This is a genomic window from Saccharospirillum impatiens DSM 12546 (assembly GCF_000423605.1).
Taxonomy (GTDB): domain Bacteria; phylum Pseudomonadota; class Gammaproteobacteria; order Pseudomonadales; family Natronospirillaceae; genus Saccharospirillum; species Saccharospirillum impatiens.
Map to the genome: position 1 here is coordinate 65,624 of NZ_AUIH01000023.1, position 19,970 is coordinate 85,593.

The 19,970-nt window shown below is 56.0% G+C and carries 24 protein-coding genes; 13 read left to right on the forward strand and 11 right to left on the reverse strand.

What is annotated here, in order from left to right; translation table 11 throughout:
• Window positions 1–16: 16 nt before the first annotated feature.
• The 3 genes from G565_RS0112580 to G565_RS0112590 all read right to left on the reverse strand — a co-directional run bounded on the left by G565_RS0112580 (window position 17) and on the right by G565_RS0112590 (window position 3,361).
• On the reverse strand, window positions 17–874 hold the full coding sequence (locus tag G565_RS0112580) for a substrate-binding periplasmic protein (protein ID WP_028671239.1): 858 nt from the start codon (window positions 872–874) through the stop codon (window positions 17–19).
• A gap of 91 nt (window positions 875–965) precedes the next feature.
• Complete coding sequence (locus G565_RS0112585) at window positions 966–2,186, reverse strand: CaiB/BaiF CoA transferase family protein (protein ID WP_028671240.1); 1,221 nt, start codon at window positions 2,184–2,186, stop codon at window positions 966–968.
• Window positions 2,186–3,361: an acyl-CoA dehydrogenase gene (locus G565_RS0112590; protein WP_028671241.1), complete on the reverse strand. Its 1,176-nt coding sequence runs from the start codon at window positions 3,359–3,361 to the stop codon at window positions 2,186–2,188. The genes G565_RS0112585 and G565_RS0112590 overlap by 1 nt, the downstream gene beginning before the upstream one ends.
• 283 nt (window positions 3,362–3,644) lie before the next feature.
• Here G565_RS0112590 and G565_RS0112595 point away from each other — a divergent pair, with 283 nt between their 5' ends.
• On the forward strand, window positions 3,645–4,511 hold the full coding sequence (locus G565_RS0112595; protein ID WP_028671242.1) for a LysR family transcriptional regulator: 867 nt from the start codon (window positions 3,645–3,647) through the stop codon (window positions 4,509–4,511).
• A 151-nt stretch (window positions 4,512–4,662) separates the two neighbouring features.
• On the opposite strand, the gene G565_RS0112600 is transcribed toward G565_RS0112595, so the two are convergent.
• The gene (locus tag G565_RS0112600) at window positions 4,663–5,391 is read right to left on the reverse strand and encodes a GntR family transcriptional regulator (protein WP_245584178.1); all 729 of its coding nucleotides are present in this window, start codon (window positions 5,389–5,391) and stop codon (window positions 4,663–4,665) included.
• Between the two features lie 199 nt (window positions 5,392–5,590).
• Here G565_RS0112600 and G565_RS0112605 point away from each other — a divergent pair, with 199 nt between their 5' ends.
• The 5 genes from G565_RS0112605 (at window position 5,591) to G565_RS0112625 (ending at window position 10,206) form a co-directional block, all read left to right on the forward strand.
• Window positions 5,591–6,643: an aromatic ring-hydroxylating dioxygenase subunit alpha gene (locus tag G565_RS0112605; protein WP_028671244.1), complete on the forward strand. Its 1,053-nt coding sequence runs from the start codon at window positions 5,591–5,593 to the stop codon at window positions 6,641–6,643.
• A 248-nt stretch (window positions 6,644–6,891) separates the two neighbouring features.
• On the forward strand, window positions 6,892–7,866 hold the full coding sequence (locus tag G565_RS0112610) for a PDR/VanB family oxidoreductase (RefSeq protein WP_028671245.1): 975 nt from the start codon (window positions 6,892–6,894) through the stop codon (window positions 7,864–7,866).
• A gap of 68 nt (window positions 7,867–7,934) precedes the next feature.
• The gene (locus tag G565_RS0112615) at window positions 7,935–8,654 is read left to right on the forward strand and encodes a polyamine aminopropyltransferase (protein WP_028671246.1); all 720 of its coding nucleotides are present in this window, start codon (window positions 7,935–7,937) and stop codon (window positions 8,652–8,654) included.
• Window positions 8,655–9,019: 365 nt separating this feature from the next.
• Window positions 9,020–9,364 carry a protocatechuate 4,5-dioxygenase subunit alpha gene (locus G565_RS0112620; RefSeq protein WP_028671247.1) on the forward strand — a complete coding sequence of 115 codons (345 nt, stop codon included), beginning with the start codon at window positions 9,020–9,022 and terminating at the stop codon, window positions 9,362–9,364.
• A gap of 2 nt (window positions 9,365–9,366) precedes the next feature.
• Window positions 9,367–10,206: a class III extradiol dioxygenase family protein gene (locus tag G565_RS0112625; RefSeq protein ID WP_028671248.1), complete on the forward strand. Its 840-nt coding sequence runs from the start codon at window positions 9,367–9,369 to the stop codon at window positions 10,204–10,206.
• A 10-nt stretch (window positions 10,207–10,216) separates the two neighbouring features.
• On the opposite strand, the gene G565_RS0112630 is transcribed toward G565_RS0112625, so the two are convergent.
• The 4 genes from G565_RS0112630 to G565_RS0112645 form a co-directional block, all read right to left on the reverse strand.
• Window positions 10,217–10,504 (reverse strand): GNAT family N-acetyltransferase, encoded by a 288-nt coding sequence (locus tag G565_RS0112630; protein ID WP_211227175.1) that lies wholly within the window; start codon window positions 10,502–10,504, stop codon window positions 10,217–10,219.
• Window positions 10,505–10,506: 2 nt separating this feature from the next.
• A complete protein-coding gene (locus G565_RS0112635; RefSeq protein WP_028671250.1) occupies window positions 10,507–10,743 on the reverse strand; it encodes a DUF2789 family protein in 237 nt (78 codons plus the stop codon).
• A 207-nt stretch (window positions 10,744–10,950) separates the two neighbouring features.
• On the reverse strand, window positions 10,951–11,514 hold the full coding sequence (locus G565_RS0112640; RefSeq protein WP_169579650.1) for a tetratricopeptide repeat protein: 564 nt from the start codon (window positions 11,512–11,514) through the stop codon (window positions 10,951–10,953).
• 88 nt (window positions 11,515–11,602) lie between these two features.
• Entirely contained in the window at window positions 11,603–12,151 is a 549-nt protein-coding gene (locus G565_RS0112645) for a cupin domain-containing protein (RefSeq protein WP_028671252.1), read from the reverse strand.
• Window positions 12,152–12,546: 395 nt separating this feature from the next.
• On the opposite strand from G565_RS0112645, the gene G565_RS0112650 reads away from it, so the two are divergent.
• The 6 genes from G565_RS0112650 (at window position 12,547) to G565_RS0112670 (ending at window position 17,168) form a co-directional block, all read left to right on the forward strand.
• The gene (locus tag G565_RS0112650) at window positions 12,547–13,869 is read left to right on the forward strand and encodes an NAD(P)/FAD-dependent oxidoreductase (RefSeq protein ID WP_051207863.1); all 1,323 of its coding nucleotides are present in this window, start codon (window positions 12,547–12,549) and stop codon (window positions 13,867–13,869) included.
• Window positions 13,870–14,072: 203 nt separating this feature from the next.
• Entirely contained in the window at window positions 14,073–14,450 is a 378-nt protein-coding gene (locus tag G565_RS0112655; RefSeq protein ID WP_028671254.1) for a DUF2237 family protein, read from the forward strand.
• Between the two features lie 109 nt (window positions 14,451–14,559).
• Window positions 14,560–14,901 carry a VOC family protein gene (locus G565_RS24050; RefSeq protein ID WP_245584179.1) on the forward strand — a complete coding sequence of 114 codons (342 nt, stop codon included), beginning with the start codon at window positions 14,560–14,562 and terminating at the stop codon, window positions 14,899–14,901.
• Window positions 14,902–15,063: 162 nt separating this feature from the next.
• Complete coding sequence (locus tag G565_RS24055; protein WP_037339086.1) at window positions 15,064–15,945, forward strand: endo alpha-1,4 polygalactosaminidase; 882 nt, start codon at window positions 15,064–15,066, stop codon at window positions 15,943–15,945.
• A gap of 29 nt (window positions 15,946–15,974) precedes the next feature.
• The gene (locus G565_RS27615; RefSeq protein ID WP_281168926.1) at window positions 15,975–16,106 is read left to right on the forward strand and encodes a hypothetical protein; all 132 of its coding nucleotides are present in this window, start codon (window positions 15,975–15,977) and stop codon (window positions 16,104–16,106) included.
• Between the two features lie 24 nt (window positions 16,107–16,130).
• A complete protein-coding gene (locus G565_RS0112670; RefSeq protein ID WP_028671255.1) occupies window positions 16,131–17,168 on the forward strand; it encodes a DUF2235 domain-containing protein in 1,038 nt (345 codons plus the stop codon).
• Between the two features lie 3 nt (window positions 17,169–17,171).
• On the opposite strand, the gene G565_RS0112675 is transcribed toward G565_RS0112670, so the two are convergent.
• From G565_RS0112675 to G565_RS0112685, 3 genes are all read right to left on the reverse strand, one after another.
• Complete coding sequence (locus tag G565_RS0112675) at window positions 17,172–18,653, reverse strand: FAD-binding domain-containing protein (protein ID WP_051207865.1); 1,482 nt, start codon at window positions 18,651–18,653, stop codon at window positions 17,172–17,174.
• The gene (locus tag G565_RS0112680; RefSeq protein ID WP_051207866.1) at window positions 18,650–18,937 is read right to left on the reverse strand and encodes a TIGR03643 family protein; all 288 of its coding nucleotides are present in this window, start codon (window positions 18,935–18,937) and stop codon (window positions 18,650–18,652) included. Before G565_RS0112680 ends, G565_RS0112675 begins: the two co-directional genes overlap by 4 nt.
• A 239-nt stretch (window positions 18,938–19,176) precedes the next feature.
• On the reverse strand, window positions 19,177–19,401 hold the full coding sequence (locus tag G565_RS0112685; protein WP_028671258.1) for an RSP_7527 family protein: 225 nt from the start codon (window positions 19,399–19,401) through the stop codon (window positions 19,177–19,179).
• Between the two features lie 279 nt (window positions 19,402–19,680).
• Here G565_RS0112685 and G565_RS0112690 point away from each other — a divergent pair.
• The coding region (locus tag G565_RS0112690) for an IS5 family transposase (protein ID WP_028671259.1) at window positions 19,681–19,970 on the forward strand (290 nt) is incomplete at its 3' end.

The following is a 19,970-nucleotide window of genomic DNA, read 5'->3' on the forward strand; positions in this document are numbered from 1 at the left end:
AGACTTCGACCCATCGTCAGGAGGGTTGATACCAGAGCCGGGCGTCGTCGAGCGGTGTTTCCGGTGGGAGCAAGGGGTTCGTCAACTCGATCACCCTGCGCTCCGGTAACCGGGCTCGTTCGATGGCTTCCCCGTGGTAATGCCAGAAAATGGCGTCGAAACTGCCATCCTCGACCATCCGCAACAGTCCGGTTTCCAGGCGTTCAGCCAGGGCAACGTTGTCTTTTTGAACAAAGAAGTAATACGGCCAGGGGTAAAACAGCAAGAGGTTGGGCTCGATCGTCAGGTTGGGCAGCACCTCCCGTCGAACGGTCCATTCTTCGAACACTTCGCCAATTCCGCGCGGAAACAGGTCTACCCGGCCAGCATCGATCATACGGAACAAGCTTTCGTATTCACTGGTCGATACGGTAAGGCCATTGGCCTCAAACACCAGAATGTCACCCCAGCCAATGCCTTGCGCCAGGGTAAGCGTTGCCAGGTCTTCAACGGTTTTCACCTTATCAATCTCTGGCTGGCTTTCCGCTCTGGTCAGCGCTACGCGATACGATAACAGACCTTTGCGCAGGGGAATTCGGATGGGTCTCAGAAGAGTTTCCCGTTCAACCGAGGTTGACGTCCAGATCACGTTGGGCGTGCGACCTGCCATCAGTTCCTGCGAATAACGCATCGACGTCATCGGTGCTGAGGCTGAGCGCATCTCGAAGTCACCGAAATCGGGCCGGGTTTTTTCCAAAGCGGTGCGCAGTATGAGAGTCAGATCGTCAAAACGGCGATCCAGTGCTGATTCGCTGGCAGGGTAAACCACACTCAGCTCTGCGCGAACGCAGGCCACGCTGGTCACTATCCAAAGCACCACCAGAATTCGCGCCATCCTGGCCACTCTCTACTGCGGTATGAGTTGAGAAGATTAGTTGATCGGCCATTCCTGTCAACGTGTCAGGCGTTGAGAAAATGGCCTCGGTTTACCCCACAATGCCTTGCTGACGCCATTGTTTGAGTTGTTCGGCATCGCACTTCAGCAGGCCAGTCAGCACCCGGTCGGTGTCTGCACCCAGTGAGGGCGCGGCTTTGTCATACTGAACCACCGATTCACTGAACCGAATCGGGTTGGCCACCGATGGAACCTTGCCCAATTCGGGCTGGTCGAGCTCTCGTTGCAGCTCGCGGCTCTGTACCTGGGGGTCGGCAAATACCTGTTCCAGGGTATTGATGGGGCCGCAAGGCACGGAAACCGCCTCCAGTTGCGTCAGCCACCAGTCTCTCGACTGGGTTTTCATCCGGTCGATGATGATGGGCAGCAGGTCTTCACGGTGCGCAACCCGCGCCTGGTTGGTGGCAAAGCGCTCATCCAGGGCCAGGTCCGGGCAGCCTGCTACGTCGCAAAAACGCTGAAACTGACCATCGTTCCCGACCGCCAGAATCAGGTAGTCGTCCGCCGTTGCGAAGGCCTGGTAGGGCACGATGTTCGGGTGAGCATTGCCCAACCGGCCGGGCGAGTGCCCGGTGGCAAGGTAGTTCATGGCCTGGTTGGCCATGGCCGCTACCTGAACATCCAGTAACGATAGGTCAATGTGCTGACCCAGACCCGTGCTGGCCCGAAAGTGCAGGGCGGCCTGAATGGCATTGGCCGCGTAGAGGCCGGTCAGAATGTCCGACAGGGCCACACCAGCTTTCATCGGCGAGCCATCGGGTTCACCGGTCACACTCATCAGGCCACTCATGCCCTGAATCATGAAGTCGTAGCCGGCGCGTTGCCGGTAGGGCCCGGTCTGACCAAACCCGGTGATTGAACAGTACACCAGACGGGGGTTGATGGATTTCAAGCTGTCGTAATCGAGCCCGTACTTTTTTAAACCGTCGACTTTGTAGTTTTCGACCAGAACGTCGGCATCGCGAATAAGATCGCGCAGCAATTGCTGGCCTTCAGGCTGAGTAAAGTCGATGGCGATGGACTGCTTGCCCCGGTTGGCGCTGTGGAAGTAGGCCGCGACGCGGTGTGCTCCCTCTCCCAGAAACGGTGGGCCCCAGCCCCGGGTGTCATCACCCTGGCCGGGCCGTTCTACCTTGATTACCTCGGCACCGAAGTCGGCCAGCATCTGGGTCGCCCAGGGGCCGGCCAGAATGCGGCTGAGGTCAATGACCCGAATGCCACTGAGGGCGCCTTGAACCGCTGCGTCCGTCATTAGCCAAACGCCTGAATGCCGGTTTGGGCACGGCCGAGAATCAGGGCGTGAATGTCGTGCGTGCCTTCGTAGGTGTTGACCGCTTCCAGGTTCATGACATGGCGAATCACCCCATATTCATCGCTGATGCCGTTGCCACCATGCATGTCGCGCGCAACTCGGGCGATATCCAGCGCTTTGCCGGCGTTGTTGCGTTTCATCAGTGAAATCAGTTCGACCGGGCAGGCGTCGTTGTCCATCAACTGACCCATACGCAGGCAGCCTTGCAGACCAAGGCTGATTTCAGTTTGCATGTCGGCCAGTTTCTTTTGGATCAACTGGTTGGCCGCCAATGGGCGGTTAAACTGTATGCGTTCCATCACGTAGCTGTGTGCAGCCAGCCAGCAGGCTTCGGCGGCACCCATGGCACCCCAGGCGATGCCGTACCGGGCTTTGTTCAGACAACCGAACGGCCCTTTGAGGCCTTTGACGTTCGGCAGGATGTTCGCTTCAGGCACGTAGACGTCTTCCATCACGATTTCGCCGGTGATGGAGGCACGCAGGCTGAATTTGCCTTCGATTTTTGGCGCGCTCAGGCCTTTCATGTCTCGCTCGAGCACAAAGCCGCGAATCTCACCATCGAGTTTGGCCCAGACCACGAATACATCGGCGATGGGTGAGTTGGTGATCCACATTTTGGCGCCATTCAGGATGTAACCGTTGTTGGTCTTTACGGCTTTGCTCTGCATGCTGCCGGGGTCGGAACCGGCATCCGGCTCGGTCAGTCCAAAGCAGCCGATCAGTTCGCCGGTGGCGAGCTTGGGCAGGTATTTCTTGCGCTGTTCTTCACTGCCGTAAGCGTAAATCGGGTGCATTACCAGCGAAGACTGCACACTCATCGCAGAGCGGTAGCCGCTGTCGATGCGCTCGACTTCGCGGGCTATCAGACCATAAGCCACGTGGCTGGCGTTCACACAGCCGTACTCTTCCGGCAACGTTACCCCGAGCATGCCCAGTTCGCCCAGTTCCAGCATGATGGCCGGGTCGAAGTTTTCATTGCGGTTGGCCATTTGCACTCGGCTGGCCAGTTTGTCCTGGCAGTAGGCCTGGGCGGTATCGACAATCATGCGCTCGTCGTCGTTCAACTGATCGGTCAGCTTGAAGGGGTCTTTCCAGTCAAAATGTGCAGTAGCCATGATGGTGCCTCTTGTTTTGTTCGGTGGTTGGAACCCGTGCCAGACGCCAGGTGCACCTTTCCGGGGTCGGCGTAAATCCGTCCATGGAGCCTAGACCGCAGCATCCTTGCTGCGGACTTCCCCGGAAAGGTACACCTGACGCCTGGCACTCGGCAGGTTGCCTGCTCCGATATCTGGTTAATTAAGTGGGGTTAAAGATAGCTGAAGTTTTCGAATATCCGTATTATATTGTTTTTATATTTTCCATATATTTAAAATATAGCTGTGAGCTTGGGGGAATTGCATGCGGTTAGACAGCATCAGTCGGTTGCGGTACTTCAATGACATCGCCATTACCGGCAGTTTTTCCCGGTCGGCCCGGCGCCTGGGTATTGCGCAGCCGGCGTTGAGTATTGCCATCAAAAAGCTGGAGGAAGAAACCGGCCTTAAGCTGATTAACCGGGCCGACCGGCGCATGGCGCTGACGTCGGATGGTGAGGTGCTGCTCACTCACACCCGTCGCATTCTGGAAGGGCTGACCGATGCCACCCGTGAGCTGACTGAACTTCAGGGGCTGGAGCAGGGTGAGGTAAAGCTCGGGGCTTCGGCCATGCTGTCGACCTACTATTTACCCGGCTATCTACTTGCTTTTAAGAAAGCCTATCCCGGCATTCGTATTCGCCTTTATGAAGCCGGTACCGATACGCTGGAGCAAATGGTGATCAATGGCGAACTGGATCTGGCGCTGATTCGCTCGGAAAAACCGCACGACCAGATTCGGTATGCCTCGCAGTTATCGGAACAGGTCGTTGCCTGCATGCCGAAGCATCATCATCTGGCCGAGCAGGCGTCGATCAGTATTGAGGCGTTTTGCAAACAGCCAACGGTGATGTTCCGCAGTGGTTATTACTTGCGTGACGCTGTGGAGCAACGCGCACGGACTCAGGGGCTCAGCCTGAATGTGCAGTTTGAGACCAATCTGGTGGATTTGCTGATGAATCTGGTGAAAAACGAGATGGGTCTGGCAACCTGTTTGTCGATGATTGTCGAGAACGAACCGCTGCTCTGCACGCGGCCCTTCGATCCGCCCATTCCTCTGGAACTGGCCTGGGGCTGGAAGAAGAACCACTACCTGTCGAAGGCGAGTCAGGCTTTTTTGGGTTTTTTGTAGGAGGCCAGTCTCCTGGGCGACCGGAAGTAAAACCAACCGGTGAGTCGAACCACAGGCAGTGGCGGTATTCGCCGACCAGTATCCTCCCAGGTTGCGCAGAGGACTGCCCTTTTACGGGTGATGGGGCCCAGGTAGATCGCTACTCACATCTTTAAAGTGAAAGCCCTTCCGGCACGCCAAACAAGGGGCCGTAGCGCAAGCCAATGTAGGCGTGTTCGCGCATCAGCATCTCGGCGCGGGTGCTTTCGCCCATGATCAGAGCCTGCACCACCAGTTGGTGTTGTAACTGAGCCACCTGGAGTTTGCGTTGTTCCTGGGCCAAATGGTCGGTGTCGATGGTGATCGAATCCGATGAGGCAAAGGGAAGGTGATTGTTGCGGGTGATCGCATCGCTGATCGCCCGACTGCCCGCATTGTTTACGATCAGGGCATGAAAGCGGGCATTGATATCGCCCCAGCGTTCAATGTCTTCCTGGCTCAATTGCGGCCGGTTGATCAGCGCGTCACCTTCCTGAACGCATTGTTCCAGTTGGGCCTTGAGCGCTTCGGACAAGCCTTTCTCGGCCAGTCTCCGGGCCGCCAAACCTTCCAGTACGCCGCGAATCTCGACGCCGCACAGTACATCGTCGGCCGACACTTCCCGCACCACATACCCTTGTTTGCCTGTGCGCTCCAGTAACCCTTCCTGCTCAAGCGTGCGAAAGGCTAGCCGAACCGGTGTCCGCGAGACACCCAGCAATTCGGCGACCTGCACTTCGCGAAGTTTTTCACCGGGTTGGTAGCGACCGTCGCGAATGTGTTTGCGCAATGTGGTGATGGCGGTATGGCTGATCTGGGTCATGATGACGATGGGATCCAGTGAATAAGGCGTGGTGGGCATTCTCAGCCCAAAGGGGGCATTTCGCAAGCCTCTCAGGGCGCTTCTGGATCCAATGACGCTTCAAAGTGGATCCAAAACTGATATATTAGTTGACAAAGAAGGGTTTTCGACCTATTTTCGGATCCATAAATGACGTCGACGGAAAATAAAAACCGAGTCGACCGTTCACAACCACCACCCGTTGCATTGGAGATCCGCCATGACCGTGAAAGCCTCCTGGCCGACCAATACCTGGTACGTAGCCTATTCATCCGATGAAGTGACCGATAAACCACAGGGCCGCCAGATCTGTGGCCAGCGCATGGTGTTTTACCGCACCCAGAATGAAAAAATCGTCGCCCTGGCCGACTTCTGCCCACACCGTGGCGCTCCGCTGTCATTGGGTTATGTGAATGATGAAGGCGACCTGGTTTGTGGCTACCATGGCATGGTGATGAACTGCGACGGTAACTGTAAGTCGATGCCTGGCCAGCGTGTTAACGCCTTCCCGGGCATCACCGCTTACCCGGTTGAAGAGCGTTATGGGTTCATCTGGGTGTGGCCGGGCGAGGCTGAAAAAGCCGATACCGATCTGATACCCAAGTTCGATTTCTTCGATGACCCGGGTTGGGCATACGGCGGCGGTGTGTACCACATCAACTGCAACTACAAGCTGATGGTCGATAACCTGATGGACCTGACGCATGAGACCTATGTACACGCCAGCAGCATCGGTCAGCCTGAAATTGAAGACGAAGCGCCAGATTCGTTCAAAGACGGCGATACCGTGGTCACCAAGCGCACCATGGAAGCCATCAAAGCGCCGCCGTTCTGGCAGAATGCGTTGAAGTTCAACGATCTGGAACCAACGGCCGATGTCGACCGCTGGCAGATCAGCCGGTTCACGCCACCGAGCCACATTATGATTAACGTCGGTGTTGCTGTTGCTGGCCAGGGCGGTTTCGATGCCCCGGCCGACCAGAAAGCATCGAGTGTCGTGGTCGATTTTATTACGCCCGAATCGGAAACCTCGATCTGGTATTACTGGGGCATGGCGCGTAACTTCAAGCCAAGCGATGAAGAGCTGACCAAGACCATTCGCGAAGGCCAGGGCCAGATTTTTTCGGAAGATTTAGAGATGCTGGAAGCCCAGCAACGGAACCTGATCGATAACCCCGACCGTCAGTTGTTGAAACTGAACATCGACGGTGGCGGTGTCCTGGCACGTCGCATGATTGATAAAATCCTGAAGCAGGAAGTGTCGGCGTCTTAATTTTTCAAGTGTAGAGGTTGCCAGGTGGCTATCGTCCGCGACGGCTACCGGTGATGCCGCTGCGGGGTCGTGCGGGATGCCGCCCACTCAACCCGTCCATGGGGCCTAGGCCACAACATCCATGTTGTGGACTAGGCCGCAGCGACATCGCCGGCATCCGAAGCTCGCATTATGCAATCCTCCACAGTTGAACTAAATCGAACAGGGCCTGGTTACTTCAACCGGGCTCACTGTTTTCCGGAGTTGGTATGAGTAAAAAAACCACCCTGTCGATGATCGTCAAGATCAACAAAAAAGTCGCCGAAGCCGATGGCATTGTGCGGCTTGAACTGGTCGATCCGCATGGCCGTGAACTGCCAGCGTTTACCGCAGGCAGCCACATTGATATTCAGGTCGCGCCGGACACCATTCGTCAGTATTCGCTGAGCAATGCCCCCTGGGACAACACCCGGTATCAATTGGGTGTACTGCGCGAGCCACAGTCACGAGGCGGTTCGACAGCCGTTCACGATACGCTCAGTGAAGGCGATCTTGTGCAAATCAGTGCGCCGCGCAACCATTTTGAATTGCGCCCGGCGGCCAAAAAATCGCTGTTGCTGGCTGGCGGTATCGGCATCACGCCGATCTATTCGATGGCGCAGCAACTGGACCGTGATGGCAAGGCATTCGACTTCCACTATGCGGCTCGTTCGCGTGCCAGCATGGCGTTTGCCGATGACATTGAAGACGGCTCTTTTGGTGACCGGTGCCATTTCTATTTAAGCGATGAACCGGATACCGGCCGTCTCGATATGGCCGCCCTGGCTAAAAACGTTGAGCCGGATACCCATCTTTATGTGTGCGGGCCGGAACGGTTTACCAACGCAGCTCTGAACACCTTCAAAGAAGCCGGCTGGCCTGTTGATCACTTGCATACCGAGTACTTCGTCGCTGAAGACATCGATACCTCGGCTGATGGCAGCTTCAAAGTCCGGCTCGCCAGCACCGGCGAGGAGTTCGACATCCCGGCTGATGAAACCATCGCCAATGTGTTGATCGATAACGACATCGACTTGCTGACCTCGTGCGAGCAGGGCATTTGCGGCACCTGCCTGACCAAGGTGCTGGAAGGCACACCCGAGCATCGCGACCGTTACCTGGATGACGACGAACATGCCGCCAATGATCAGATGACGGTGTGTTGTTCACGGTCCAAAACGCCCTTGCTGGTGCTGGATCTTTAAGCGCAGACGCACCCACAGGGCGCCGCTTCTGTTAGCATGGTGCCTCGGTAAACACGAGGCATCTGCGCATGCGCCCAATGTTCGAACAGATCGATACCCGCCCCACGCCCATTGGCCAGATCACCCTGCGTCGCCGGCGTATTCCCGGCCTGACCGACGATGACATCTATGAAGTGAAACTCGGCGACGAGTTTTTGATGTCCAGCTTGTTTGTAAAAGCCGAAGAAGCATTGTCGGATCTTGGGCTCGCCGCGCTGGATGACCGGCCAGCCGATGTTGTGGTTGGTGGTCTGGGCCTGGGCTATACCGCCGTGGCCGCCTTAAAACACACAAAAGTACGCGAGATGCTGGTGGTGGAATTACTGGAACCGGTCATCGAATGGCATAAAAATGAAGACGTACCGCTGGGCGCGGTTCTGAATGCCGATGCACGCAATCGCTATGTACAAGGCAGTTTTTTCGACCTCGCCAAAGGCGAACCAACCGGCTTTGACCCGGAACAACCGGGCCGTGTTTTCGATGCCATTTTGCTCGACATCGACCATTCCCCAAGCGCCTTGCTCAATGCGGCCAATGTCTCGTTCTACCAGCCCGATACCCTGGCCGCCATGGCCCGCCAGTTACGCGAACAGGGTGTGTTTGCGCTCTGGTCCAACGAACCGCCGGCACCGGATTTTATCGCCGTGCTGGAAACTGTGTTCAGCCAGGTTGAATCCCACATCATCCGGTTCTACAACCCATTCCAGAACAATGAAGCGACGGCGACTGTTTATGTTGCTGTTAAATAGACTATAGGTTTACGTTGTGGTGTTCGTACCGACTGAGTGTCAGGTGCCGGGTGTGTCTGTCCGGGGTAGTCCGCAACAGGGATGTTGCGGTCTAGGCCCCATGGATGGGTTGAGTGGGCGGCATCCCGCACGACCCCGGACAGACACACCCGGTGCCTGACACGGACTCATGGCAATAAAATAAAAGAGAACTCCGAAACGTGATCTCTGGAAATGGAACATTTCGAAGTAATTCCCACAGTCGTTGCAAAAATACGAACGTACTGTCTGAACCTCTCTCCCGCCAATAATTGATCCAGATCAGTCTACTGAGCCCGGCAACGGCTACCTTTGGCGGTCAGATACCGGCTACTAGAGGACCCACCATGAATGCCGCCAGGAATCCGCTGGATACCGTCACCTTCGACGGGCCCAAAGCCACGCAGGGCTATAACCTGAACAAGATGTGCTACTCCTTCAATGAGGCTAGCGCCCGTGAAGCCTTTAAAGCCAACGAGGCCGACTATTGTGACCGCTTTGGTCTGACCCGCGAGCAGAAAGATGCCATTCGGGAGCGGGACATCCTGCGCCTGCTGGAGCTGGGGGGCAGCATTTATTACCTGGCCAAGTTTGCCGGTTTGCTGGGGTTGTCGGTGCAGGATGTCGGGGGGTTGCAAACCGGCATGAGTACCGAGGAATTCAAACAGAAACTGGTTCGGGCAGGAGAATAAGCATGGCGAAACTCATTGGTGCCGTTGGCACGTCGCACATTCCTGCGATCGGCAAGGCTATGGACCAGGGGCTGGAACAAACGCCTTACTGGAAAGACTTTTTCGATGCCTACCCGCCAGTGCGTACCTGGTTGGATGAGCAGCAACCGGACATTGCGGTGGTGTTTTACAACGACCATGGCTTGTCGTTTTTTCTCGATAAAAAACCGACTTATGCCATTGGCACTGCACCGGAGTACACCAACGCCGATGAAGGCTGGGGCATTCAGCCCATCGCCCCGATCACCGGCGAGACCGAGTTGTCGTGGCATATTGTCAACACACTGATCGACGATGAATTCGACGTCACCGTGTGCCAGGAGCTGCGGGTGGATCACGGTTTAACCGTGCCGATGACCCTGCTGTGGCCCAACGAGCAATACCGCAAGATCAAAGTCATACCGGTGGCGATCAACTGCGAACGCCACCCTATGCCCAAGCCTTCGCGCTCCTATAAGCTCGGGCAGTCTATTGGCCGGGCCATTCAGTCCTGGTCGGGGGATGAGAAAGTGGTGGTCCTGGGCACTGGCGGGTTGTCACACCAGCTCGATGGCGCCCGCGCCGGTTTCATCAATAAAGAGTTTGATCTGTTTTGCATGGAAAAACTGGTGAGCGACCCCGGTGCTCTGCTGGGCTATACCAACGCCGACCTGACGGAAATAGCCGGTGCTCAGGGCGTAGAACTGGCCATGTGGTTGGCGATGCGCGGTGCCCTGGAAGGCGACGTCAAGTTGCTGCACCAGAACTACCACATACCGGTCTCCAATACCGGGGCCGGGTTGATGCTGCTGGAGCCGGCGTAGACCGGGCGATCTATCCGCCGCGCCGGATCACGGCATCGACATAGCTGCACGAGGCGCGTATCTCGTAATTCTGGTCTCTTGCCCAGCTCAGGCCAGCGTCAACCAACTGCCTGGCCAGGCCGTGATGGCGCAGGGCAGGCGGGACAAAGGTATGGTCAAAATCGACCAGTGCTGACCCTTGCGGATGGTGATACGTCAGAGACGACGTCTCGCCATCCAGTTCGATCACAAAGCGCTTATGGTCAGGCTGATGTTGCACATCGGGCATAGCAGGCTCCTGCCGGGAAGTCAGTGTCATGATCAATTGTTCTTGTGCAGCAGTGATTCCATGGTATCGACCAATTCGGCCCATTCCGCGTCGTCATCGCGCATGCGAGCGAGTGTGAGGCGTTGCTCGAAACTCAGGAAATCAGCCTCGGAGACATCGTCTCCCTGGTCCAGATGGTTGTGCCTGAAAAACGCTTCAATCGCATCCTGGCTGCTGTCCAGCCCCAATTGATCAAACAGGGTCGTCATATCCGGTAAGGGTGTCATCATGATGTTAGCCCCCTCATTCGGTTAACATGAACCATAAGCATAGCTGTTCTTCATGACAGTACCATGGACGAGCCAGCGGCCATTGGCCCAGGTTGACGCAAGTGTCCACCTGAATGAACAGTGCCGGGCCACAGTGGGTCGCTATTTTCGCTGTTGGCGCCTTACGGCCAAGCCGCTCACGGTTCGATGCCCGGGGCATGCAGGCCTCTACAAAATTCGCCCTTCCACCTCTTCCTGCAAACGCTCCAGGTTGCGCTGGCTGTTGGTCGATTGCGGGTAGATGTTGAGCACCTGCTCATAGGCCCGGATCGCCGCTTCCGGCTGCCGCAGGCGTGCAAATATAGATCCCAGACCGGCCAGAGCCCCAAAATGCCGCGGTTCAAGCGTTAGCGTCTGTTCAATATCGGCCAGTGACTGGTTAATGTCTCCGCGTATGAAGTGCAGGGTGGCGCGTTTGTTCCAGGCTTCAGCGAACTCGGGCTCGTCTTCGATCAGCGTATCGAGCAGGCTCAACGCAGTCTCCAGCTCTCCTTGTTGCATGGCTCGCACACCTCGTCGTAGCTGGCGTGAGGCTTCTTCCGTCGGGCCACGGCTCCAGAGAACCCAAATTTGCTGTTCGATTACCGAAGACACGTTAACCCCGGGTGACGTTTGAAGTTCGTCAAACAAGGGGTCGAGTCGTTCATCATTCTGGTCGGCATTAACGCCAGTGGTCAGCCACAAGATACCAGCCAATAGCCAGGTCCAGTGGGCGGGGCGGACGCAGTTCATCGCAGGTACCTCCATCCGGGTAGAGAACGTTATTCGCTACGGGGTCAATAATAGACCAATACGGATGAAGGTGAGGTCGGGTTGAGGCTCAGAAATTGGCAGGCGTGGTGGCTGATACGATCTGGCAGGGCTCATCAAAGGGGTTTCTGAAACGGTGCGGCCGGGTCGAGTCAAAGTAATAGGCATCGCCGGTTTTCAGCTCATACACCTCAGTGCCCACGGTCAGTTCAAAGCGGCCGCTGACGACCAGGCCGGCTTCTTCGCCCTCGTGCACATAGAGGTCTGCTCCGGTATCGGCACCAGGCTCATAGGTCTCGATCATAAAGGCCAGGGCGCGGCGGCCATAGGCCTTGCCGACCAGTTTCATGCTGACATCGTTGACTGACAGGTCCATGAACTCATCCGGGCTGTACACCACCGGTTGGCTGGAATCCGTTTCAGCGTCTTCTGCGAAGAACTCGACCAGCGACATCGGAATACCCTGCAGTACCTTCTTAAGCGAACCGACACTGGGGCTGACACTGTTCTTCTCGATCATCGAGATGGTGCTGTTGGTCACACCGGCACGTTTGGCCAGTTCACGTTGCGACAGGCCTTTTTGCTTGCGAATAAGCTTGAGTCGTTCACCCACATCCAAGGGTTGCTTCCTCCGGTAACGAGCATGATTCGGTCGATGTCAGCATGACAGGGTACATCACGCCGGGCATTCATTATTTTTTACAGAGTGTAGCAAATACTGGCAACTGAGCGGTATGTCTATTTAGTTAAAGAGGCATAGCTCAAATTGCAGATTTGACGGCGAACTGAGTGCCAGGTGTCGGGTATGCCTCTCTGGGGTCGGCGTGAACCCTTCCGTGGGGCCTAGACCGCAACATCCTTGTTGCGGACTTCCCCGGAGAGGCATACCCGACACCTGGCACGGACTCCTGCCAACAAAGTGAACTTCACCCCCCAACCGGGAGTTGTAAAATCAGTCAGAATGTGTCAAAAATACCGAACATTCGACGATTATAATTGACGGCCAACCAAACTATGAATGCCCCCCGCAGCACCTACCTGAACCCACAAACCCACACCGATGATCACCCCGCGTCCTATTACATCGCCACGGCGAACCCGGGCACACAGCGACACTACCCAAGCCTGACCGAGCGGGTTGAGGCGGATGTGTGCGTGGTGGGTGGTGGCTTCAGCGGCGTGAACACGGCCCTGGAACTGGCCGACCGGGGCTATAAGGTGGTGTTGCTGGAGGGCCGCCGCATCGGCTGGGGCGCCAGTGGCCGTAACGGCGGGCAACTGATTCGTGGTGTCGGCCACGGCCTGGAGCCATTTCGCAAGGCGCTTGGGCAAGAGGGCATCGATGCCGTGACCCAAATGGGCTACGAGTCGGTCGATATCATCCGTGAGCGCGTAGCGCGCTTTAACATTCAATGTGACCTGAAGTGGGGCTATTGCGACCTGGCGCTGCGCCCGAGCCACCTTAAAGACCTGGATGCCGACTTCGAAGAGCTAAAAGCCACCGGCTACGCCCACAAGGTCGAACGCATCGGCAAAGAGCGCATGCACGAAGTGGTCGGCTCCGACCGCTACATTGGCGGGCTCATCGACTACGGCGCGGGGCACCTGCACCCGCTTAACCTGATCACAGGCGAGGCGGCTGCCGCCGCTGAGCTCGGCGTGCAGATATTCGAAAACAGCCTGGTCACCGACATTGAACACGGCGAGCGCGTGCGCGTTAAAACCGCCAGTGGTGAAGTAACGGCCGACCGGCTGGTGCTCTGCGGGAACGCCTATGTGGCAGGCCTGAATGACACCCTGGCCGGTAAAGTGCTGCCCGCCGGAAGCTACGTAATGGCCACCGAACCTCTTACCGAAGAGCAAGCCAAACGAGTACTCCCGCAAGACATGGCCGTGTGCGACCTGAACGTGGCACTCGACTACTACCGCCTGAGCGCCGACCGCCGCCTGCTGTTCGGCGGCCTGTGCAACTATTCCGGCAGAGACCCGGCCTCGATAGCAGCCGCCCTGAAACCCCATATGGATAAAGTCTTCCCCTACCTGAACGACTTGCGCATCGATTACCAGTGGGGCGGCATGATCGGCATCGGCGCCAACCGCTTCCCGCAGATTGGCCGGCTGCAGCCCAACGTATACTACGCCCAAGCCTATTCAGGCCACGGCGTGAACGTAACGCATCTCGCAGGCCGGCTGATTGCCGAAAGCATCCACCAGGAAAGCAAACGCCTCGACCTCTTTGAAAAAGTAAAACACATCACCTTTCCCGGCGGGCCGAAGTTCCGGTCGCCTATACTGGCTCTGGGTATGTTGTACCACCGGTTACGGGACGTGATTTAACAGGGCTTTAGCACCAACCAGAGGCGTTTCTCCCACTCTAATTGCGCCTTTTGTCAGGCCCTGGCGAGCTAATCCAACCGCTGAGACCCGCGGTCAGAAGGTGAAATTTTGTTAGCCTTGGGGTTTGCCCGGACGAGTGCCATACTGACGGCTGTACTTGGGGTATAGCTTTCTACCAATAACGAACCAAGGGTGTTTACTGTATGGAAATGGATGACCCAGTTAACGTATTCGGCGAAAAACTGGAAATGTGCGGTCAGGATCCGGTCACCGGGTTTTACCGGGACGGTCATTGCAACACCTGCGCACAGGATGTCGGTTCTCATACCGTCTGCATTGAAGCGTCGAAGTCGTTCCTGGACTATTCGAAGTCCAAAGGGAATGACCTTTCAACGCCCCGGCCTGAGTTTGGCTTTAAGGGGTTAAAGCCCGGAGACAGCTGGTGTGTTTGTGCGGCACGGTGGTTGGAAGCTGTGGAAGGCGATGCTGCACCGAGGCTTAATCTGAAGAGTACCCATATTAAAGCACTGGAAATTATTCCAATGGACCTGCTGAAAAGGTATGCGGCAGATTTGAACTAAGGAGCCTCTGAGCAAGCTCTTCACTTCACACGAGAGAGAATGGCCGGAAGCCCTGTTCGAATAGCTGGTATAGACTTATTCGACAAGAATCATTGATGAGTGTACTGGTGTGTCCGCTGGCTTTAAGAATAACCCACAGTTCACTGACGAAACGGCGGCCGGCATGGTGTGGAGTGACACCATCAATGTGATGCTGTTGACCCACGCCAAGTGGCGGACCTTCACAGATCGACCGATCCCACCGACAACCTCCAGCGAAGTCCTGCTCGCCCTGTCATGCGACAGCCGTGAAGAGGTTGATCGAATGAACGAGGCAGCGGCCGCCAATGGTGGAGTAGCCGACATTATTCCCGATCAGGGGCTGGATTTTATGTACAGTCGAAGCTTTGCAGACCCTGATGGACATGTGTGGGAGCCGATGTGGATGGATATGTCGACTTTGGCGACTTAAGCTCTGTCTAGAATTAAGCGAGCGGTGCTGTTGATGATCAGGTGTCCTGCCCAGAATCCTGTTTGACAACTGAATGCTGACTCAATGGCACGAGTCACCTCAGGCAAGGGGGTAGATAAGCCCCTGCGGAGTGCAGCGTTAGCTGACTATAGGGAATGTTAAATGCGATTACTTAAAGGGTTGTTAGTCAGTTGTGCTGTTGGTCTGTCCGGTTGCCAGGTAGCTGACTCCGCAGGCTCCAGTGCCTCAGCGCCATTGGCAGTGGATGCATCACCTGTTACGGGGGGCGATTGGTATCAACCTGTGGTCGGTGTGACCTGGCAATGGCAGTTACTGGTCAGTGACGGTCAGCCATTAAACACAGACTATGATGTAACCATCTACGATATTGATCTTTTCGATACAGCGCCGTCTACCATCGACGCCCTCCAGGCAAGTGGTCGTAAGGTGATCTGTTATTTCTCTGCCGGATCCTACGAGAATTTTCGGGACGATGAGGGCGAATTTGATGGTGATGTGTTGGGCAATACCCTCGATGGCTGGCCCGATGAACGCTGGCTGGATATTCGTTCACCCAACGTACACCGGATAATGGAAGACCGGCTTGATCTGGCGGTCGAGAAGGGCTGTAATGGCGTTGAGCCAGACAATGTGGATGGCTATTTGAATGACCCCGGGTTTAGTCTCACTGCGAATGATCAATTGGCCTACAACCGTTTTATCGCGAACGAGGCGCATCGGCGAGGCTTGGCCGTCGGCCTGAAAAACGACCTCGACCAGGTAGCAGAGCTGGTTGAATACTATGACTTTGCCGTTAACGAGCAATGCTTTCAATACGACGAATGCGCAATGCTTGACCCATTCATATCGGCCGGAAAGCCGGTTCTCAACGCCGAGTATCCCGAAGAGGATGACGATCTTTCCCTGGGAGACAGCTCAGTAGCAGCGCTCTGTACAAACGCCAATAGCCGCGAGTTCAGTACATTGGTGCTCCCGCTGGATTTGGATGACGCCTTTCGTACATCATGCCAGGATGAAATCTGACCTAACGTATGAGTCAATTTCGGGAGCGAATGAGGCCGTACATCGATGGCTCTGGCTCGGGCGATGACCTGATAACGGCTTCGATAGCAGATTTCGACTATACTCGCGGTCGTCGGAGCACTGGCGGTGATGGCAGTACGCGGCTCTATCGCATTGACTGATCGTTGCAACAAGGAAGGAACGCCATGGCCAATATCATCGTGTGTGCGGACGGCACCTGGAACCGCCCGGAAGAAGACTTGGAAGAAGACTACCCCAGCAATGTATTAAGGCTGGCTCGTGCCATTGCGCCCGAGACAGGCGCTCAGCGACAGCATGTGTTTTATGATTGGGGGCTGGGTACGTATCACAGCAAATTGTCTGCCGGTGCCACCGGTCGCGGTATTCACAAGAACATTGTCGATGGTTATCGGTACATCGTTCAGAACTACAACCCCGGAGACCATATTTACCTGTTCGGCTTCAGTCGTGGGGCTTATACGGTGCGAGCGTTGAGTGGGTTGATTAACAACTGTGGCATCTTAAAAAGAGCCGAAGCCCCGTTGATCACAGAAGCCTGGAAGATTTATAAAAGCCCGTTGGCCAAAAACCACCCGAGTGGCGCACACGCCACCGCGTTTCGCGAGCGCCATGCGCATTCGGCACGAAACATTCATTTTGTCGGGGTTTGGGATACGGTCGGGTCGCTGGGCATTCCGTTCAGCCTGATGGGGTTGCTTGACAGCCACGATGAGTTTTACGACACCAAGATGGGCTCCAACGTTGCCGTGGCCCGGCATGCCCTGGCCATCGATGAGCAACGTGAGGATTTTGAGCCGACGGTGTGGCAACCCAGGCCGGGTGTCGATCTGAAACAGGTTTGGTTCGCCGGTGTGCACTCCGATGTCGGTGGCTCCTACCCACCCGATAAGGACACAGGCCTGATGGCCTCCGACGCACCCCTGGCCTGGATGCTCAAAGAAGCAACAGCAGCCGGCTTAAGTGTAGAAACGCACCTGGAAAACAGCCTGACCGACGGCGTGAAAGGGCAACTACACAAAACCCGCAAACATGTGTATCGGTTCAAAAAGCCGCTGCATCGCCCCCTGGTACTCGACGGTACGCCCATGCTCATTCACCCCAGTGTGAAAGCCCGGTACCTGGCTGATGACCGTTATCGGCCCAGGCGATTGCGCGAACTGGTTGAAAGCGTCGGATGGGGCAACCTGAACGTAGCGGAGTAAAGCTCAACGGTCAGGGCGGACGTGTGTGGCCAGAATTCTGTCCTTTTCGGCCAGAACATCAGGTTGCTTGCGGTGTCCCCAGAGACGCTCGCGCGCGTATCGGCCGCTTCGTTCGATATCGACAATGGGCTCCGGGTAATCCTGTCCCGGTTCAAAACCGAGCATGGCTGCTTCAAGCGGTGGAATTGCCCAGGGCGTATGAATATAGGGTCTGGGCAGGTTTGCCAGTTCGGGCACCCAGCGGACGATAAAGTCGCCTTGGGGGTCATGCTCCTGTGACTGCTTAACGGGATTGTAGATGCGCACTGTATTGGCACCGGTGTGACCGGCCTGCATTTGAAACTGGGGGTAGTGAATGCCTGGTTCAAAATCCAGGAATTGGCGGGCAAGGTGTTGCACGCCCCAGCGCCAGTCGAGCCAGAGGTGATGCGTTAAGAAGCTGACCAGCATGGCTCGCATTCTGAAATTCAGATATCCGGTGGCGACGACCGCACGCATGCAGGCATCGACCAGAGGGTAGCCGGTCTGGCCGGTTTTCCAGGCTGCCAGATCCGCTTCGGCTTCAGGGCCATGCCGGTAGCTGAGGTCGCTGTAGCCCCGGTTTACGGGCTCGAATTCCATTCGGGATTCACTCTCGAATTTCTGAATAAAATGGCCCTGCCAGTGCAGACGGGATGAAAAGCCTTGTACTGCACGATGCCATCCCGGGCGTTGCCAGTCTTGCAGCAAGCGCTGATAAACCAGACGAACACTCAGGTTGCCCCAGGCCAGGTAAGGCGACAGTCGTGAACAACTGTCACGGCTCAGTTGAGGCTTGGAAATGTGTCGCGCGTAGTACTGGCCGCGTGTTTCAAAAAAGGACTGCAGCGTGTTCCAGGCTGCGGTTTCCCCACCGGTCTGAAATTGCTCTGCTATTTGTGGCCAGTCGTTTGGCCATGCCCAGTCATCCCCGACACCGTTAACCGGCTGTAAACGCGCCAGGTCGGGATCGACCGGGGGTTTCCCCATAGCAGCTTGCCAGTGTTTGTCCCAGTTTAGCCGGTGGCTGAGGCCACGCTGGATCGCGCCAGTGGGTGTTTCCTGCCAGTCAATACCATTCAACTCACACCACTTGGAGACAGCCTTGTCCCGTGCAAAGGTGATAGCAAGTCCGGTTTCTTCGTGGCTGTGCAAGGTGACAATGTGATGGTGTCTGTGCAGTTGAGCGAGAACCGTCAGGGCATCGCCTTTGCGTTTTACCACCCGGGTGCTGAACGGTTTAAGGCGGCGGTTCATGTCCTGAATGGACTGGCGGATAAAGCGCCAATGCCGCGCGTCATAATGCGGGTCTGCGAGCAGATCGGGCTCGGCGATGTAGATCAACAAAACCGGGTATCCCGTTTCAATGGCCTGCTGTAAGGGAGCGTGATCGTGCAACCGCAGATCGCGCTTGAACCACACAACGCTGATGCCTTTCGCCGGTTCGCCGGGTTGAATCGGTATCATCGGTGCTTGTATTGGGTGGGGCAGTGACTGCGCAGTATCGTGTGGCTGCGCCGTGCAAGATGTTTGGTGGTACGCTGACTGACTCGGGCACGCCAATTACGGAAACTGACCGGCTTCAGCAGGCGTTGCATCAGTCGAATGACATCGGCTTCCGTCATACCAAACTGTGCTTCAATGGCATCAAAGGGCGTTCTGTCTTCCCAGGCCATCTCAATCAGGCGAGACTGTTCATCGGCAGGCCATTGCTGAAAGCGATGCCAGAGTTGTGAACGGTACTGGCTCATAGCGTTAGATTCTGTGCAATTAGCGTATAAAAAACGGTTAAGAAATCGACAGTGATACGGACGGACTGACGGCCCGGATCAGAAACGCAGGGCATCGGAAAAAGCGAGGGGTGGGGCTGAGCTATAAGCGTTATCGAGAGGCGGGGCCAAGAAACAAGACGGAGTCCGGCTGATTTGCAGTGCGATTCAATCAGCCGGACGTGCGGTCTTCAACGGTCAGTTGTCTGAGCGTGGCCTGCTCAGGCATGACGCACATAAGACGGTGCGCGAAACACTCGATGTGAAGTCCGACGAACCCATTGGCCAACGCGCTGCCCGGCGGCGCGAAATGCTTCAGAACGCAGGCGCTCGGCGTTACGGATATGGTAGGCCACATCTGCGTCGTAGGCGTTGAACCGACGGCTGTCTTCGAGCAGTTCAGAATGATGGGTTGAATTGGTCAAAATGGCTGGGTCAATAAACATCCGGGCGTCTCCTGTGTGGCTAAACAAATTCAGGGATCAGGGATTGCGATCTGCACCCCCTGCCTGTTGAGGCCACGATAGGGTGAGCCCGGCTGGTTCACAAACGATTAATATTTGAGTTGTGGGTGAATAGAATTCACTCCGCGCTAAATTAAGGTAAACAGAAATGTGAGGCCAATTGCAGCGACTGAACGACCACAAATTCTAACCAGTATGCCAGTTCGAACCAGATTTCGATGACCTAGGGCCTGTTAACACTATTTTTGATAGAATTTCAGCATGGAAATTACAACCGATCAATTCAAAATCATCAGTCAGCTGCTACCAAAACAGCGTGGCAACGTGACGATACCTAATATACAAGTGTTAAACGCGATACTGTATGTCGCTGAGCATGGCTGCAAATGGCGCGGACTGCCTGAACACTATGGAAACTGGCATACAATTTATACCCGTGCAAACCGCTGGGCAAAAGCGGGTGTTTTAGATCATGTTATGGAAGTGCTACAGGCTGCGGATGTCATCAATATTCAAGTTGACCATGTTTCGCTCGATAGCACGGCCGTTAA

Bases quoted from the DNA above. Each gene is read 5' to 3' on its own strand.
- G565_RS0112580 (WP_028671239.1), bottom strand. From the start codon at position 874: ATGGCGCGAATTCTGGTGGTGCTTTGGATAGTGACCAGCGTGGCCTGC.
- G565_RS0112585 (WP_028671240.1), bottom strand. From the start codon at position 2,186: ATGACGGACGCAGCGGTTCAAGGCGCCCTCAGTGGCATTCGGGTCATT.
- G565_RS0112590 (WP_028671241.1), bottom strand. From the start codon at position 3,361: ATGGCTACTGCACATTTTGACTGGAAAGACCCCTTCAAGCTGACCGAT.
- G565_RS0112595 (WP_028671242.1), top strand. From the start codon at position 3,645: ATGCGGTTAGACAGCATCAGTCGGTTGCGGTACTTCAATGACATCGCC.
- G565_RS0112600 (WP_245584178.1), bottom strand. From the start codon at position 5,391: ATGCCCACCACGCCTTATTCACTGGATCCCATCGTCATCATGACCCAG.
- G565_RS0112605 (WP_028671244.1), top strand. From the start codon at position 5,591: ATGACCGTGAAAGCCTCCTGGCCGACCAATACCTGGTACGTAGCCTAT.
- G565_RS0112610 (WP_028671245.1), top strand. From the start codon at position 6,892: ATGAGTAAAAAAACCACCCTGTCGATGATCGTCAAGATCAACAAAAAA.
- G565_RS0112615 (WP_028671246.1), top strand. From the start codon at position 7,935: ATGCGCCCAATGTTCGAACAGATCGATACCCGCCCCACGCCCATTGGC.
- G565_RS0112620 (WP_028671247.1), top strand. From the start codon at position 9,020: ATGAATGCCGCCAGGAATCCGCTGGATACCGTCACCTTCGACGGGCCC.
- G565_RS0112625 (WP_028671248.1), top strand. From the start codon at position 9,367: ATGGCGAAACTCATTGGTGCCGTTGGCACGTCGCACATTCCTGCGATC.
- G565_RS0112630 (WP_211227175.1), bottom strand. From the start codon at position 10,504: ATGACACTGACTTCCCGGCAGGAGCCTGCTATGCCCGATGTGCAACAT.
- G565_RS0112635 (WP_028671250.1), bottom strand. From the start codon at position 10,743: ATGATGACACCCTTACCGGATATGACGACCCTGTTTGATCAATTGGGG.
- G565_RS0112640 (WP_169579650.1), bottom strand. From the start codon at position 11,514: ATGAACTGCGTCCGCCCCGCCCACTGGACCTGGCTATTGGCTGGTATC.
- G565_RS0112650 (WP_051207863.1), top strand. From the start codon at position 12,547: ATGAATGCCCCCCGCAGCACCTACCTGAACCCACAAACCCACACCGAT.
- G565_RS0112655 (WP_028671254.1), top strand. From the start codon at position 14,073: ATGGAAATGGATGACCCAGTTAACGTATTCGGCGAAAAACTGGAAATG.
- G565_RS24055 (WP_037339086.1), top strand. From the start codon at position 15,064: ATGCGATTACTTAAAGGGTTGTTAGTCAGTTGTGCTGTTGGTCTGTCC.
- G565_RS27615 (WP_281168926.1), top strand. From the start codon at position 15,975: ATGAGGCCGTACATCGATGGCTCTGGCTCGGGCGATGACCTGATAACG.
- G565_RS0112670 (WP_028671255.1), top strand. From the start codon at position 16,131: ATGGCCAATATCATCGTGTGTGCGGACGGCACCTGGAACCGCCCGGAA.
- G565_RS0112675 (WP_051207865.1), bottom strand. From the start codon at position 18,653: ATGATACCGATTCAACCCGGCGAACCGGCGAAAGGCATCAGCGTTGTG.
- G565_RS0112680 (WP_051207866.1), bottom strand. From the start codon at position 18,937: ATGAGCCAGTACCGTTCACAACTCTGGCATCGCTTTCAGCAATGGCCT.
- G565_RS0112685 (WP_028671258.1), bottom strand. From the start codon at position 19,401: ATGTTTATTGACCCAGCCATTTTGACCAATTCAACCCATCATTCTGAA.